Source organism: Streptomyces carpinensis (genome assembly GCF_002154505.1).
GTDB classification, from domain to species: Bacteria; Actinomycetota; Actinomycetes; order Streptomycetales; family Streptomycetaceae; genus Streptomyces; species Streptomyces carpinensis.
Window position 1 is genome coordinate 1 of sequence record NZ_MUBM01000432.1, and the last position, 15,179, is coordinate 15,179.

Consider the following 15,179-nt stretch of genomic DNA (forward strand, 5'->3'; position numbering starts at 1 on the left):
GGACGGGCGGTACAGGTCGAAATCAGCCGATCCGGCCAAGGTCTCTCACGCTCCAAAGACGACCAGTGATGACGCTAACTACCGTTAAGTAACCCAAATATTAGGGCGCCCGCCCACGCCGGTGATACGTGAGCTTGGCGACAGCGGGGACATTGCCCGGCGATGGGCTCGCGCATGCCCCCGATATGCTCGGGCAGCGCATCACCACCGTCCCTCCTGGAGCATCCATGAGCCTCAAGATCACCGTGATCGGCACCGGCTATCTCGGCGCGACGCACGCCGCGGCCATGGCCGAGCTGGGGTTCGAGGTGCTGGGCCTGGACGTCGTGCCCGAGAAGATCGAGATGCTGCAGCGCGGCGAGGTCCCGATGTACGAGCCGGGCCTGGAGGAGCTGCTGCGCAGGCACGTGGCCGGCATCGAGGGCTCCAGCGGGCGGTTGCGCTTCACCCAGGACTGGGCCGAGGTGGGTGCCTTCGGCGACGTCCACTTCATCTGCGTGAACACTCCGCAGAAGCACGGCGAGTACGCCTGCGACATGTCCTACGTCGAGTCCGCGATCGCCTCGCTCGCCCCGCACCTGGCCGGGCCCGCGCTGGTCGTCGGCAAGTCGACGGTGCCGGTCGGGTCGGCGAACCGCCTGGCCCGTACGATCGCCGATCTGGCGCCCGCGGGCGAGGACGCCGAGCTGGCCTGGAACCCCGAGTTCCTGCGCGAGGGCTTCGCCGTCCAGGACACGCTGCACCCGGACCGGATCGTGGTCGGCGTGCGCAGCGAGCGGGCGGAGAAGCTGCTGCGCGAGGTGTACGCCACGCCGATCGGCGAGGGCTCGCCCTTCGTCGTCACCGACTTTCCGACCGCCGAGCTGGTGAAGACCTCCGCGAACTCCTTCCTCGCCACGAAGATCTCCTTCATCAACGCGATGGCGGAGGTGTGCGAGGCGGCCGGCGGCGACGTCGCCAAACTGGCGGAGGCGATCGGGTACGACGACCGGATCGGCAGGAAGTTCCTGCGCGCCGGGATCGGCTTCGGCGGCGGCTGCCTGCCCAAGGACATCCGCGCCTTCATGGCGCGCGCCGGCGAGCTGGGCGCCGACCAGGCGCTGACCTTCCTGCGCGAGATCGACTCGATCAACATGCGCCAGCGCGGGCAGATGGTGGAGCTGGCCCGGCAGGCGCTGGGCGGCGGACCCTTCCTCGGCAAGCGGGTCGCGGTGCTCGGCGCCACCTTCAAGCCCGACTCCGACGACGTGCGGGACTCGCCCGCCCTCAACGTGGCCGGGCAGATCCACCTCCAGGGCGGCCAGGTGACCGTCTACGACCCCAAGGGCATGGACAACGCCCGGCGCGTCTTCCCGACGCTCGGGTACGCCGAGTCCGCGCGGGAGGCGGTCCGGGGCGCGGACGTGGTGCTGCACCTGACCGAGTGGCGTGAGTTCCGCGAGCTGGACCCGGCCGAGCTGGGCGAGGTCGTGGCGGCCCGGCTGGTCCTGGACGGCCGCAACGCGCTGGACCCGGACCTGTGGCGGCGGGCCGGGTGGACCTACCGGGCGATGGGGCGGCCGACCGCCTGACGGCAGCGAGCCGCACGGGCTTGAGCGCCCCGAAGGCGAACGAGCGGTGAAAGGGTGACGCCGGTTCGGCCGAGGCTCAGTCGGCCGAACCGGCGTCTTCCCGCATTCTGCACCACGGGAGGGGTGCTCACGGCTCCTTGGCGCGGTACCGGCGCATCTTCGCGCGTGCCCCGCACACCTGCATCGAGCACCAGCGCCCGCGGCCGGCCGGGCTGCGGTCGTAGTACGCCCAGTGACAGGTGTCCGCCTCGCAGGCCTTCAGCCGGGTCCAGGTGCCCGCGACCAGTGCCTCGGCGACCGCGGCCGCCACACGGGAGGTGAGGGTGCCGGTGTCGGCGGGGGCGAGGGTCGCGGAGCCGTCCCGCGCGTCGACCGCGACCAGCAGCGGGGCCCGCGCCAGCAGCTCGCCCAGAGGTGTCACCTCCCGGTGCGGCGGGTGCCCGGCGTGGGCCAGAAGTGTCGCCCGCAGCGACTCGCGCAGCTCGCGCGCGCTCGGCAGTTCCGCCTCGGTGATCCGCAAGGGCGCCCGGCCCTCCGGCGAATCGAGCGAGTCGCCGCCCGTCTCCAGGTCCAGCGTGTTCACCAGGGACTCGACCAGCGCCAGTCCTCCGGGCGCGGCCGATCTCTCACTCATGGCAGCGACGGTACCTCGCAAACCTGTTGCGGTGTTACCTGTCATGGGGGAGCATGCGGTAACGGTTACCGGTTACCCGGTTCTACGGGTAACCAATGTCTACGGGTGACCAGCCGTCCACTCCTGGGAGGAACTCATGGCTCTCGCCAAGCTGGGTGTCGTCGTTCTGGACTGTCCCGACCCGCGCGCGCTCGCCGGTTTCTACGCCGAGGTGCTCGGCGGAACCGTGGAGGGCGAGGGCGACTGGGTGGACCTGAAGGTGCCGGGCGGGCCGTCGCTGGCGTTCCAGGCGGCGCCCGGGTTCGTGCCGCCGAAGTGGCCGTCGCCCGACCGCTCGCAGCAGTTCCACCTGGATCTCGTGGTGGACGACCTGGACGCGGCGGAGAAGGGCGTCCTCGCCCTCGGCGCGGAGCCGCTGGACGCGACGGACCGCACGCGCACCTTCCGGGTTTACGCCGACCCCGCCGGGCACCCGTTCTGCCTCTGCGCCTGCTGAGGGGCGCCTGCCGACCGTGACCGACTCCGGGAGGGTGACACATGCCTGCTGTGGCACGTCTGCGTTCCGTCGTGATCGACTGTCCCGACCCGCACGCGCTCGCCGACTTCTACGCCCGGGTCGGCGGCGGCACGCCGGAGCCCGAGGACGACGACTGGGTCGTCCTGCGGGTCCCCGACGGCCCACGGCTCGCCTTCCAGCGGGCGCCCGCCCACACCCCGCCGGAGTGGCCGCGCGCGGACCGGAACTCACAGCAGTTCCACGTCGACTTCGACGCCGGGTCCACCTGGCAGGAGATGGACGCCGCCCACGAGAAGGTGCTGGCGCTGGGCGCACGCCCGCTCGACCTGGAGGACACCGAGAACAAGGACTTCCGGGTCTACGCCGATCCGGCCGGGCATCCGTTCTGCCTGTGCCGGATCGAGCGTCCGTAGCGGCCGGCCCCGGTCAGCCGTCGAGTTCCTCGATGGTCGCGTTGGACGGCGCGCGCGTGGTCCGCAGGTCGCGGGCCACGTCCTCGGCGGCGCCCAGGACACGCACAGCGTTCTGCCAGGTCAGCTTGGCCACGTCGGACCGGGACCAGCCGCGGTCCAGCAGCTCGGCGATCAGGTTGGGGTAGCCGGAGACGTCGCTGAGGCCGTCGGGGGTGAAGGCCGTGCCGTCGTAGTCGCCGCCGATGCCGAGGTGGTCGACGCCGGCGACCTCGCGCATGTGGTCGAGGTGGTCGGCGACCGTGGCCGCGGTGGCGACGGGGCGCGGGTGGGACTCCTCGAAGGCCCGGTGGACCTTCATGGCCTCCTCGGTGGTGTCGAGGTGGTGGAAGCCGTGCGCCCGCATGTTCTCGTCGGCCGCGGCCGTCCAGTCGACGGCGGCCTGGAGGACGAACTTCGGTACGAACGTCACCATCGCCACGCCACCGTTCGCGGGCAGGCGTTCGAGCACGTCGTCCGGGATGTTGCGCGGATGGTCGCAGACGGCCCGGGAGGAGGAGTGGGAGAAGATCACCGGGGCGGCCGAGGTGTCCAGCGCGTCCCGCATGGTCGTCGCGGCCACGTGGGAGAGGTCCACCAGCATGCCCAGGCGGTTCATCTCCCGCACCACCTCGCGGCCGAACGCCGACAGGCCGCCCACCCCGGGCTCGTCCGTCGCCGAGTCCGCCCATGCCACGTTGTCGTTGTGGGTGAGGGTCATGTAGCGCACGCCGAGCGCGTGCAGCGCGCGCAGGGTGCCGAGCGAGTTCGCGATGGAGTGGCCGCCCTCAGCGCCCATCAGCGAGGCGATCCGGCCGTCCGCGCGCGCCGTCTCGATGTCGGCGGCGGTCAGGGCCGGGGCCAGGTCCGCCGGGTAGCGGTCGAGCAGCTGCCGTACGCAGTCGATCTGCTCCAGGGTCGCCGGGACCGGGTCGGGCAGATCCGCGCGGACGTACACCGACCAGTACTGCGCGCCGACCCCGCCCGCGCGCAGGCGGGGGATGTCCGTGTGCAGGTGGGCGTTCTGGCGGGCGGCGATGTCACGGGCGCCGAGGTCGTAGCGGACCTGCTCGCGCAGCGCCCAGGGCAGGTCGTTGTGGCCGTCGACGACCGGGAACTCACGCAACAGGTACCGGGCTTCCTCGATGGAGGCCATCGGCGTCACTTCCCCGTGCCGAAGCCGAAGCCGCCGGCGCCCTCGACCTTGGCGCGCAGCCGCTTGCCCTTCTCGGTGGCCTGGTCGTTGAGATCCTGCTGGAACTCGCGCATCCGGGTCAGGAGCTCCTCGTCGTGGGCGGCGAGGATCCGGGCGGCCAGCAGGCCCGCGTTGCGCGCGCCGCCGACCGAGACCGTCGCGACCGGCACACCGGCCGGCATCTGCACGATCGACAGCAGCGAGTCCATCCCGTCCAGGTACTTCAGCGGGACGGGCACGCCGATCACCGGCAGCGGGGTGACGGAGGCGAGCATGCCGGGCAGGTGGGCGGCGCCGCCCGCGCCCGCGATGATCGCCTTCAGTCCGCGTTCCGCCGCGTGTTCGCCGTAGCTGATCATCTCGCGGGGCATGCGGTGCGCGGAGACCACGTCGACCTCGTAGGAGATCTCGAACTCGTCGAGCGCCTTGGCGGCGGCCTCCATGACGGGCCAGTCGGAGTCCGACCCCATGACGATGCCAACAACTGGGCTCATTCGGTGATCGTGCCTCTCAGGTATCCGGCTGCGTGACGGGCGCGCTCCAGCACGTCGTCCAGGTCGTCGCCGTAGGTGTTGACGTGTCCGACCTTGCGGCCGGGCTTCACGTCCTTGCCGTACATGTGGATCTTGAGCTGCGGGTCGCGGGCCATGCAGTGCAGGTACGCGGAGTACATGTCGGGGTAGTCACCGCCGAGGACGTTCACCATGACCGTCCACTTCGCGCGCGGGCGCGGGTCGCCCAGCGGCAGGTCGAGTACCGCGCGGACGTGGTTTGAGAACTGGGACGTGATCGCGCCGTCCTGGCTCCAGTGGCCCGAGTTGTGCGGGCGCATCGCCAGCTCGTTGACGAGGACGCGGCCGTCGCGGGTCTGGAACAGCTCGACGGCGAGGTGGCCGACCACGCCGAGCTCCTTGGCGATCCGAAGGGCCATCTCCTCGGCGCGCAGCGCGAGGTCCTCGTCCAGATCGGGGGCCGGGGCGATCACGGTGTCGCAGACGCCGCCCACCTGCCGGGACTCCACCACCGGGTAGGCCACGGCCTGGCCGTGCGGGGAGCGCACGACGTTGGCGGCCAGCTCCCGGACGAAGTCGACCTTCTCCTCGGCGAGCACGGGAACACCCGCGCGGAACGGCTCGGCGGCCTCCTCCACGGAGTCGACCACCCACACGCCCTTGCCGTCGTAGCCGCCGCGGACGGTCTTCAGGACGACGGGGAACCCGTCTCCCTCGCCCGCGAACGCGGCCACGTCCTGCGGGTCGCTCACGATGCGGTGCCGTGGACAGGGCACACCGATCGCGTCGAGTCTCGCGCGCATCACCCCCTTGTCCTGGGCGTGCACGAGCGCGTCGGGGCCGGGGCGCACGGCGACGCCGTCCGCCTCCAGGGCCCTGAGGTGCTCGGTGGGCACGTGTTCGTGATCGAAGGTGATCACGTCGCACCCTCGCGCGAACTCGCGCAGCGTGTCCAGATCGCGATAGTCGCCGACGACGACATCGTTCACGACCTGCGCCGCGGAGTCCTGGGGAGTGTCACTGAGAAGCTTGAACCTGATGCCCAGCGGGATGCCCGCCTCGTGTGTCATACGAGCGAGCTGGCCACCGCCGACCATGCCGACTACCGGGAACGTCACGCCCCCAGGGTATCGGCCGCGCAGACGTGGCCGGATTCCACGCCCTGCGCAGTGCCCGGCTCCCTCGCGGCGCCCCTCACCACGCCCGCCCCCGCACCCTCTGACGGCCGCTGACCGCTTGTCCTCTTACCGACCGTTTCGCCGGCTCTTTCCTGCCTCTTCCGGGTCTCTTTCCGACCCGTTCCCCAGCTCATGGCCCGTCCGCAGGCGCGGCCACCGGCCGCTGGTTAGCATGGCGGGGTTGACGAAACCAACCCGGACGGGGGCCTGCACGACCATGGGACGTGGTTCCTCGGGGCATCGATCGGCGCCCCCGGCGCCCCAGGGCGCGCTGTTGCTGCGCGTCGGCCGGATCTGGCGCGAGGTCGCCAAGTTCGGCGCGGTGGGCGGAGCGGGGCTCCTTGTCAACCTGCTCGTGTTCAACCTGGTACGGCACGTGACCGACCTGCAGGTGGTGCGGGCGAGCGTCATCGCGACCGTCGTCTCGATCATCTTCAACTACATCGGTTTCCGCTACTTCACGTACCGGGACCGCGACAAGAGCGGCCGCACCAAGGAACTGACCCTGTTCCTGCTGTTCAGCGTGGTCGGACTGGTGATCGAGAACGGTGTGCTGTACCTGGCGACCTACGGCTTCGGCTGGGACAGCCCGCTGCAGAGCAACGTCTTCAAGTTCCTCGGCATCGGCATCGCGACGCTGTTCCGCTTCTGGTCCTATCGCACCTGGGTCTTCCGCGCCCTGCCCGGCCGGGAGGCCGTGGCCGGAGCTGAGTCGTTCCTCCAGGCGGAGACACAGTCCGGGAAGCCGCGCCCGACCAGGGTCCCCCGCTGACCCACCGCCCGGCGGGCACCCACCGCACCCGGCACGATCGCCCCGGCGCTCTCGCGGGTGGCGGCCGGCCACCGATCATCCGCGTGAACAACGCTGCGGGTCAATACACCTAGCGCACCGTCGGCTGCTCGTCCGGGTGTTTCTTCAACGGGGGCGTGCGGGACAGGAACAGCCCGAAGACCGGTGGCTGGGTCTGGAGGAGTTCCAGACGCCCTCCGTCGGCCTCCGCCAGGTCGCGCGCCACCGCCAGCCCGATGCCGGTGGAGTTGCGGCCGCTGATCGTGCGCTCGAAGATCCGCGCGCCCAGATCGGCGGGGACTCCCGGCCCCTCGTCGGTGACCTCCACGACCGCCTGGTTGCCGGTCACGCGCGTGCGCAGCGCCACCGTGCCGCCGCCGTGCATCAGGGAGTTCTCGATCAGCGCGGCCAGGACCTGTGCGACCGCGCCGGGGGTGCCCACGGCCTGCAGGTGCCGCTTGCCGGAGCTGACGATCGCGCGGCCGGCGCTGCGGTAGGCGGGCCGCCACTCGGCGATCTGCTGCTGGAGTACCTCGTCGAGGTCGAAGGAGACCGCGGAGCCGATGCGCGGGTCGCGGGAGTTCGTCAGCAGCCGCTCCACCACGTCCGTCAGCCGCTCCACCTGGGTGAGCGCGACGTTCGCCTCCTCCTTCACCGTGTCCAGCTCGTCGGTGAGGGTGATCTCCTCCAGGCGCATCGACAGCGCGGTCAGCGGCGTACGCAGCTGGTGGGAGGCGTCGGCGGCCAGGCGCCGCTCGGCGGTCAGCATCCGGGCGATCCGCTCGGCGGAGGAGTCCAGCACGTCGGCCACCCGGTCCAGCTCCGGGACGCCGTAGCGCTTGTGCCGGGGGCGCGGGTCACCCGAACCGAGCCGTTCGGCGGTCTCGGCGAGGTCGGTCAGCGGTGAGGCGAGCCGGTTGGCCTGGCGGATCGCGAGCAGCACCGCCGCCACCACCGCCAGCAGCGCCACCAGGCCGATGATCAGCAGCGTACGGCCGACCTCACGGGTGACGGAGGAACGGGACTCCTCCATCCGGACGGTCTCGCCCTGCTCGCCCTTGGCGGTGGAGTGGATCACGTCACCGGCCGGTTTGCTGCCGATCTCGATGGGCGGCTGGCCGGGAATGCCGATCACCGCGTACTGACCGGGAGCCACCTGGTCGTGCAGGATCTCCGCGTTGACCGTCTCGTCGCCGAACAGCCGCCCGTCGACGATGCTGGCCAGCCGGAGCGCCTCGGAGTCGACCCGCTCCTGTGCGCTGTTGCTGATCGTGCGGCTCTCCACGATCACCAGGGAGACGCCGAAGACGGCGATCACCACGAGCACCACGGCGAGCGTGGACTGGATCAGTCGGCGGCGCATGACCTCTTACCCGTAAGAAACCCGTGGGGCGGGCTCAGCTCTTCTCGAAGCGGAAGCCCACGCCACGCACGGTCGCGATGTAACGGGGGTTCGCCGCGTCGTCGCCGAGCTTCTTGCGCAGCCACGAGATGTGCATGTCCAGTGTCTTGGTCGACGACCACCAGGTCGTGTCCCAGACCTCGCGCATCAGCTGGTCGCGGGTGACCACCCGGCCCGCGTCCCGCACGAGCACCCGGAGCAGGTCGAACTCCTTGGCGGTGAGCTGGAGCTCCTCGTCGCCCATCCAGGCACGGTGGGACTCGACGTCGATGCGCACGCCGTGCGTGGCCGGCGGCTGCTGCGGCTCGGCGGCGCCGCGCCTCAGCAGGGCCCGGACCCGGGCGAGCAACTCGGCGAGGCGGAAGGGCTTGGTGACGTAGTCGTCGGCGCCCGCGTCCAGGCCGACCACCGTGTCGACCTCGTCGGCACGCGCGGTCAGGATCAGGATGGGCACGGCGTGACCGTCGGCGCGCAGCCGACGGGCGACCTCCAGGCCGTCCATACCGGGCAGACCGAGGTCCAGCACGACCAGGTCGACACCGCCCTGCATTCCGGCGTCGAGCGCGGTGGGTCCGTCCTCACGCACCTCGACCTCGTAGCCTTCCCGGCGCAGTGCGCGGGCCAGGGGCTCCGAGATGGACGCGTCGTCCTCGGCGAGCAGTACACGGGTCATGGAGTGATGGTAGTCCGACGGTGCCGCCTGCTGGGCTGGAGCTGCGGTGTGATCGAAGTCCGCTGCTCTTACCTTCCGCCCCTATGGTCACGGAGTGCCCACACGGCGGACGCGAACCCTGCACGTTCCCCGGTCCGGACCATTGAGCAGGGATGCGATCCTTGAGTACACCTTCGAAAGGGCGGGCTCGGTTCCCTTTCAACCTGTGATCCGCGTCTCAAGTCCTTCCATATCCGGCAGTGTCCTGCCGTATGGTGACCTGAACGCCTGTAGCACGCAGCGGACCTTTGGCGCTCTTCCGACGCTGAGGGTCCCTTTTGCGTGCCGGCCGGCTCCGACCGGCCTCGAAAGGAATGACCTAGGGCCGGGCCTCATCGCACGCTCATGCGCGGCGTGAGGCGTGGATCCCGGTGGCCGCCGTCCTCCGCTCCGCGATCCGGGGCGGACTCCCCTGGGCGTGGGGTGGACGACCGGCCCTGCCGGTGCCGGCCGCCCCCCACCGGGCGCGTCCGGCTCGACGCAGCGCGTCCCGACCAGCAAGGAACGACCATGGCGTCCAGCCTGACGAAGGACTCGGTCCAACCGGGCACCCCCGGTTCCGAGAAGACCTTCTTCGGCCACCCCCGCGGCCTGGCCACCCTCTTCATGACCGAGATGTGGGAGCGGTTCTCCTACTACGGCATGAGGGCGCTGCTCCCGCTGTACCTGGTGGCGCCGGCCGGCCTGCACCTGAGTGCGGCCAGCGCGACCGCGATCTACTCGGTCTACCTGTCCCTCGTGTACCTGCTCGCCCTGCCGGGCGGCTGGGTCGCCGACCGGATGCTCGGCCCCCGCAAGACCGTCGCCGCCGCCGGCACGATCATCATGCTGGGCCACCTGACGCTGGCCCTGCCGTGGTCCGGCAGCTTCTTCGCCGGCCTCGGTCTCGTCGCCATCGGCTCCGGTCTGCTGAAGGCCAACATCTCCACGATGGTCGGCCACCTGTACAAGGGCACCGACGACCCGCGCCGGGACGGCGGCTTCACGATCTTCTACATCGGCATCAACCTGGGTGCCTTCGCCGCGCCCCTGGTCATCGGCACGGTCGGTGAGAACGTCAACTGGCACATCGGCTTCGCGCTCGCCGCGCTCGGCATGGCGCTGGGTCTGGGCCAGTTCCTGCTCGGCTCGCGCCACCTGGACGCGCGCTCCGACGTCGTCCCGACGCCGCTGTCCGCGCAGGAGAAGACGGCCATGCTGCGCAAGTCGGCCCTGTGGGCGGCCGTCGCCGTCGTCTTCTACGCCATCGTCGGCTTCTCCGGTGTCTACACCCTGAACTGGCTGCTGGTCCCGATCACCATCGCCGGTCTGCTCATCCCGGTACTGGTGATCGCCCGGATCAAGCGGGACAAGGACCTGGACCGCACCGAGCAGTCGAAGATGACCGCGTACATCTGGTTCTTCGTCGCCGCGGCCGTGTTCTGGATGATCTACGACCAGGGTGGCTCGACCGTGTCGCTGTTCGCCGAGAAGTCGGCCGAGAACAGCGTCTTCGGCTGGGGCTTCCCGGTCTCCTGGTACCAGTCGGTCAACCCGGTCATGATCATGGCGTTCGCGCCGGTCTTCGCCTGGCTGTGGGTCGCGCTCGCCCGGCGCGGCAAGGAGCCGAGCACCGCGGTGAAGTTCGCCATGGGTCTGCTGCTGGTCGGCGCGTCCTTCTTCCTCTTCCTCGCCCCGCTGGCGATCGCCGACGGCGGTCACAAGGCGGCCGCGCTGTGGCTGGTTGCGATCTACTTCGTGCAGACCGTGGGCGAGCTGACGCTCTCCCCGGTCGGCCTGTCGGTCACCACCAAGATGGCACCCGCCAAGTACGCCTCGCAGATGATGGGCGTCTGGTTCCTGGCCGTCACCGCCGGTGACGCCACGACCGGTCTGCTCTCCATCGCCGGTGTCGACCTCAACAAGACGGGCATCGTCGCCCTGGAGGCCGTCCTCGCCGTCGTGGCCGGTGTGGCGGTGTGGATGTACCGCAAGAAGGTCAAGGCGCTCATGGGCGACGTGCGCTGACGCACGGCTCAGGTTCGCCGGTCGCCGTTCCGCCGGAGGGCCCCCGCATCCGTACGGGATGCGGGGGCCCTCCGGCGTCTCCGGGTCGGGCCACGGGCGCTGCCGGGTGTCGCGTGCGGTCGCGTGCGGGCCATCGGGTCTGTCGAACCGGGCGGCTGGGGGCCATGGGCTCCCATCGGCCGACAGCACGGGCAGCAGGGCAGCGGGGAAGACACGAAGCGCGCCGGACCCGTGAGGATCCGACGCGCGGAGAAGCACCGGGAATACCGAGAAGCGCTGAAACGACGGAGGAAGAAACCCCAACCGGGAGAGCCGCGGGGACCCCGGGCCGGGACGAGCCCCTTACGCGGGTGCCCCCAGCTCCGCCCACACCTTCTTGCCGGCGACGCCGGGCACGCGCACGACGCCCCAGTCGAGGCACAGGCGCTGGACGATGAACATGCCGTGGCCGCCGGGGCGGCCGGCGCGGTGCGGGGTGCGTGGGGCCGGCTGGCCGGTGCCGCGGTCGGAGACCTCGATGTGGATCACCTTGTTGTCGCAGGCGATCTCCATCTGGTCCGGGCCCTCGGCGTGCAGGCAGGCGTTGGTGACCAGCTCGGAGACGACGAGGAGCACGTCCTCGGCGGCGGCCCGCCGGTCGGCGCTCGCGGCGGGCAGCCAGCCCCACGCGTACAGCGCCTGGCGGGCGAAGTCGCGGGCGAGCGGCACGACGCCGCTCGCGCCGTCGAAGCTCAGCCTGCGGACCTGGCGACCCCCCGACGGGACTGCAGGCACAGCCGTCGCACCCCCTGCGGACGCCCCGTTCGGCGGCACGCCCCCTTCGGACGCCCCGGAAGCGCCGCTGGGCTCCGGGCCGCGGTCGCCCGGCGAGTAAGGCCGGGTGGTGCTCATCAGCGCTTCACCTCACCGATTCACCAGTTCACGATTCACACGTCACTACACAAAGTCACTGCACGCGTACATGTCGGTACGCCGTTGCCGATCCGTCCAGGATGACTCCTGCCCGACCGATCCCACGGGACACCCCCGTTTTCCGGCGCGCGGAGCGTCACGTCCGCCGCGGCACGGCAGACGGACCGACGGACTGAAGGAAGGATTCCGCCCGACGGCACACGAAAGCGACACCCCCGACGGCACGACGACCGGATCAGCCGGTCTCGTCGGCCAGAGCGTCCTCGAGCGTGTCGTGCACGCTGAAGACCGCCTCCGCTCCTGTGATCTCGAACACGCGCGCCACCACCGGCAGCATCCCGGCGAGATGGACACCTCCCCCGGCCGCCTCCGCCTTCAGTCGCGCCCCCAGCAGCACGTTCAGCCCCGTGGAGTCACAGAACTCCAGGCGCGAACAGTCCACCACCAGGCGTGAGCGCCCCTTGGCGAGGCACTCCTCGAGAGGCTCGCGCAGCAGGTCGGCCGTGTGATGGTCCAGCTCACCAGCCGGTGTCACGACGGCGCTGGAACCCTCTTGCCGCACCTCCACCAGAAGCCGGCCCGACTGTGCACTGCCGACCGTCCCGCGGTCCATGCCGTCTCTCTCTCCCGGGTGTCTTGGCTGCTGACTGACGCCCTCGAACACTACGCCTTCCCTCACCGCTCCGACACCCGAACAACCACACACAAACGGACATATAGCGACAGAACGCACTTGCGGTTGGGTTGGGAAAGCGGGTAGGGCTAGTAGGGACACGTACCCGACACGGCCGGCTTTGGAGGCGCCGCACACCGCAGTGCACGAATTGGCTTCGGCAGCCATATGCCGAGAACGATGGAGGACATCATGTCACCCCGGCTCGACGCCTCGCATACCCAGACGACGACGTCGACACCCCCTCCGGACCATCTGGATCCCATCGAGCTTCAGGACGACGTACGCGCGGAGCGGGTCGACCCGGCCGCCGCGCTGGCCGGACTTCCGGACATCCCCCCGTACGACGAGGTGGCCCCGGACGACGCCCGGGCGCTGTCCAGGACCCTCTTCGAGCGGCTGGAGTCCCTCGAGGAAGGCACTCACGAGTACTCGTACGTCCGCAACACCCTCGTCGAGCTCAACCTCGCGCTGGTCAAGTTCGCCGCCTCCCGCTTCCGCTCCCGCAGCGAGCCCATGGAGGACATCATCCAGGTCGGCACCATCGGCCTGATCAAGGCGATCGACCGCTTCGAGCTCTCGCGGGGCGTCGAGTTCCCGACCTTCGCGATGCCAACCATCATCGGCGAGATCAAGCGCTTCTTCCGTGACACCTCGTGGTCCGTGCGCGTACCGCGCCGGCTCCAGGAGCTGCGGCTCGACCTGGCCAAGGCCGGTGACGAACTGGCCCAGCGGCTGGACCGGGCGCCGACGGTGGGAGAGCTGGCGGAGCACCTCGGCCTGTCCAACGACGAGGTGGTCGAGGGCATGGCGGCGTCCAACGCCTACACCGCCTCCTCGCTGGACGCCCAGCCCGAGGAGAACGACTCCGAGGGTGCGCTCGCCGACCGGATCGGCTACGAGGACCACGGGCTCGAAGGCATCGAGTACATCGAGTCGTTGAAGCCGCTGATCGCCGAACTCCCCTGCCGCGACCGGAAGATCCTCTCCCTGCGGTTCGTGGCGGGCATGACCCAGTCCGAGATCGGCGACGAGCTCGGCATCTCGCAGATGCACGTCTCACGGCTGCTGTCGCGCACGCTGGTGCGGCTGCGCAAGGGGCTGACGGTCGAGGAGTGACCGGCCTGACATGAGGTTCTCCGTCCGGTGCCCGATCGGCACCGGACGGAATCCGTCACGGCGGCGCACCGGCGGCACCCGGTTACCCGGGGAAACCTCTTTCACCGCCCCGCCTCCCCCGCTAGGGTCGCCCTCCAAACCGGCCGGTAGGTCAGGACTCCGGGATGCCGGCCGGGGCTGCGAGGAGGCGGGCGATGGCTCGGGCCGACGGGACCGAGGACGACGTCGAGTCCGGGGATGCCGGCGGCGGGTCCCCTGCTCATGCCCCCGGCGAGGCCGCCGGGGCGTACACGCGCGCGTCCGGCGAGGCGGCCGGTGCGCACGAGGGCGCGCCCGGCGAAGCCGGGAGGCGGTACGCGGGGGCTCCGGGCGCAGCGGCCGGGCCGTACGCGGGGACGCCCGACGCGCGGCTGGTCGGACTGCTGCGTGGCGACACACCGACCGTCCATCCGGCGCTGCGGGAACTGCGCGCCCGCCACCACGCTGCCGTGCTCGCCTACGCCCGTCAGTGCACGACCGGCGAGTCGGCGGCACGGCAACTGGCGGCGCAGGCGTTCACCCACGCCGCCCGCGAGAGCGCTCGCGGCGTGGACCGCGGCGTCCCGGTGCGGCTGCAACTCCTGCTGCTGACCGCCCGCTCGGCCGCCTCCCGGGCGCGCGACGAACGCTCGGGCGGCCTGGACGCGGGGCTGCCGCCGGTCCTCGGCACCGCCGGTCCCGAGAGCCTCGAGCCGCCCCTGCTCACGGCCTTCCAGTCGCTGCCGGTCCGGGCCCAGGGACTGCTCTGGTACAGGACCGTGGAGCGGGAGAGCGAAGAGCGGACGGCCGTGTTCCTCGGGCTCACCCGCGAGGACGTGCGCTACGGCGCCCCGCAGGCGCTCCAGGCCATGGCCCGGGCCCGGCTCAGAAGCCGCCTCGCTGCCTCCGACGACCCGCACTGCGGCGACTTCCGGCGGCTGATCGAGGAGTCCGTACGGCCGGACAACCCCCGTTCCAGCGCCGACCTGCACACCCACATGGCGCACTGCCCGCACTGCACGGCCGCGTTCGAGGAGCAGTTCGCGCTGCGCGACGACCCGCGCACCGCGCTCGCCGAGGGCCTGCTGCCCTGGGGCGGCACGGCCTACGTCACGCGGCGGCCCGAACCGGGCCCGCGCGCCGGGGCACGCCCGGGGACTGGCGCGGGGACCTCGGCCTGGCCGCCGGTCCGCCGCTACGTGCTGGCCTCGGCGGCGCTCGGCGTGGCCCTCACACCGCTGCTGCTCTTCCTGCTCTCCCCGAGCGAGGGAGAGCACCACCGGCGTTCGGCGGGCGCGGTGACCACTCCCTCTGTGCCTGCCCAGGTCACGGTGACGGCGACGGTGCCGGCGAGGGCGACCGCGAGGTCGCGGACGGGGAGGCCGTCGCGGGGCGGGCCGGCACCGTCGCCGTCACCGTGACCTGGGCAGGCACAGAGGGAGTGGTCACCGCGCCCGCCGAACGCCGGTGGTGCTCTCCCTCGCTCGGGG

Annotated in this window: 14 protein-coding genes and 1 pseudogene; 7 read left to right on the plus strand and 8 right to left on the minus strand. The window is 71.2% G+C overall.

Features of this window, described 5'->3' with window-relative positions; genetic code table 11:
• Positions 1–227: 227 nt before the first annotated feature.
• Entirely contained in the window at positions 228–1,571 is a 1,344-nt protein-coding gene (locus tag BZY54_RS42075; RefSeq protein WP_086730642.1) for a UDP-glucose dehydrogenase family protein, read from the plus strand.
• Between the two features lie 127 nt (positions 1,572–1,698).
• Here BZY54_RS42075 and BZY54_RS42080 read toward each other — a convergent pair whose 3' ends face one another.
• Positions 1,699–2,205 (minus strand): CGNR zinc finger domain-containing protein, encoded by a 507-nt coding sequence (locus BZY54_RS42080; RefSeq protein WP_086730643.1) that lies wholly within the window; start codon positions 2,203–2,205, stop codon positions 1,699–1,701.
• Between the two features lie 136 nt (positions 2,206–2,341).
• Here BZY54_RS42080 and BZY54_RS42085 point away from each other — a divergent pair, with 136 nt between their 5' ends.
• Positions 2,342–2,701: a VOC family protein gene (locus BZY54_RS42085; RefSeq protein ID WP_086730644.1), complete on the plus strand. Its 360-nt coding sequence runs from the start codon at positions 2,342–2,344 to the stop codon at positions 2,699–2,701.
• A 41-nt stretch (positions 2,702–2,742) separates the two neighbouring features.
• Complete coding sequence (locus BZY54_RS42090; protein WP_086730645.1) at positions 2,743–3,135, plus strand: VOC family protein; 393 nt, start codon at positions 2,743–2,745, stop codon at positions 3,133–3,135.
• A gap of 13 nt (positions 3,136–3,148) precedes the next feature.
• On the opposite strand, the gene BZY54_RS42095 is transcribed toward BZY54_RS42090, so the two are convergent.
• From BZY54_RS42095 to BZY54_RS42105, 3 genes are read right to left on the minus strand one after another with little or no spacing between them, the layout of a single operon-like run.
• Complete coding sequence (locus tag BZY54_RS42095; protein ID WP_086730646.1) at positions 3,149–4,327, minus strand: dipeptidase; 1,179 nt, start codon at positions 4,325–4,327, stop codon at positions 3,149–3,151.
• A 5-nt stretch (positions 4,328–4,332) separates the two neighbouring features.
• Positions 4,333–4,860 carry a 5-(carboxyamino)imidazole ribonucleotide mutase gene (gene purE / locus BZY54_RS42100; protein WP_086730647.1) on the minus strand — a complete coding sequence of 176 codons (528 nt, stop codon included), beginning with the start codon at positions 4,858–4,860 and terminating at the stop codon, positions 4,333–4,335.
• Positions 4,857–5,996, minus strand: coding sequence for a 5-(carboxyamino)imidazole ribonucleotide synthase (locus BZY54_RS42105; protein ID WP_086730648.1), 1,140 nt, complete (start codon positions 5,994–5,996; stop codon positions 4,857–4,859). The genes purE and BZY54_RS42105 overlap by 4 nt, the downstream gene beginning before the upstream one ends.
• 277 nt (positions 5,997–6,273) lie before the next feature.
• On the opposite strand from BZY54_RS42105, the gene BZY54_RS42110 reads away from it, so the two are divergent.
• A complete protein-coding gene (locus BZY54_RS42110) occupies positions 6,274–6,828 on the plus strand; it encodes a GtrA family protein (protein WP_086730649.1) in 555 nt (184 codons plus the stop codon).
• Between the two features lie 109 nt (positions 6,829–6,937).
• Here BZY54_RS42110 and BZY54_RS42115 read toward each other — a convergent pair whose 3' ends face one another.
• On the minus strand, positions 6,938–8,209 hold the full coding sequence (locus BZY54_RS42115; protein WP_086730650.1) for an ATP-binding protein: 1,272 nt from the start codon (positions 8,207–8,209) through the stop codon (positions 6,938–6,940).
• 34 nt (positions 8,210–8,243) lie between these two features.
• Complete coding sequence (locus BZY54_RS42120; RefSeq protein WP_061919258.1) at positions 8,244–8,921, minus strand: response regulator transcription factor; 678 nt, start codon at positions 8,919–8,921, stop codon at positions 8,244–8,246.
• 549 nt (positions 8,922–9,470) lie between these two features.
• On the opposite strand from BZY54_RS42120, the gene BZY54_RS42125 reads away from it, so the two are divergent.
• Positions 9,471–10,967 (plus strand): oligopeptide:H+ symporter, encoded by a 1,497-nt coding sequence (locus tag BZY54_RS42125; protein WP_086730651.1) that lies wholly within the window; start codon positions 9,471–9,473, stop codon positions 10,965–10,967.
• Between the two features lie 342 nt (positions 10,968–11,309).
• Here the strand turns inward: BZY54_RS42125 and BZY54_RS42130 are convergent, their stop codons facing one another.
• Positions 11,310–11,858 (minus strand): ATP-binding protein, encoded by a 549-nt coding sequence (locus tag BZY54_RS42130; RefSeq protein ID WP_086730652.1) that lies wholly within the window; start codon positions 11,856–11,858, stop codon positions 11,310–11,312.
• Positions 11,859–12,114: 256 nt separating this feature from the next.
• On the minus strand, positions 12,115–12,492 hold the full coding sequence (locus BZY54_RS42135) for an STAS domain-containing protein (protein ID WP_086730653.1): 378 nt from the start codon (positions 12,490–12,492) through the stop codon (positions 12,115–12,117).
• A gap of 240 nt (positions 12,493–12,732) precedes the next feature.
• On the opposite strand from BZY54_RS42135, the gene BZY54_RS42140 reads away from it, so the two are divergent.
• Together BZY54_RS42140 and BZY54_RS51290 are read left to right on the plus strand one after the other, a co-directional pair.
• Positions 12,733–13,671 carry an RNA polymerase sigma factor SigF gene (locus tag BZY54_RS42140; protein WP_167414159.1) on the plus strand — a complete coding sequence of 313 codons (939 nt, stop codon included), beginning with the start codon at positions 12,733–12,735 and terminating at the stop codon, positions 13,669–13,671.
• A gap of 410 nt (positions 13,672–14,081) precedes the next feature.
• Positions 14,082–15,107, plus strand: a pseudogene (locus tag BZY54_RS51290) (RNA polymerase sigma factor); the annotation flags it as partial.
• Positions 15,108–15,179: the final 72 nt, after the last annotated feature.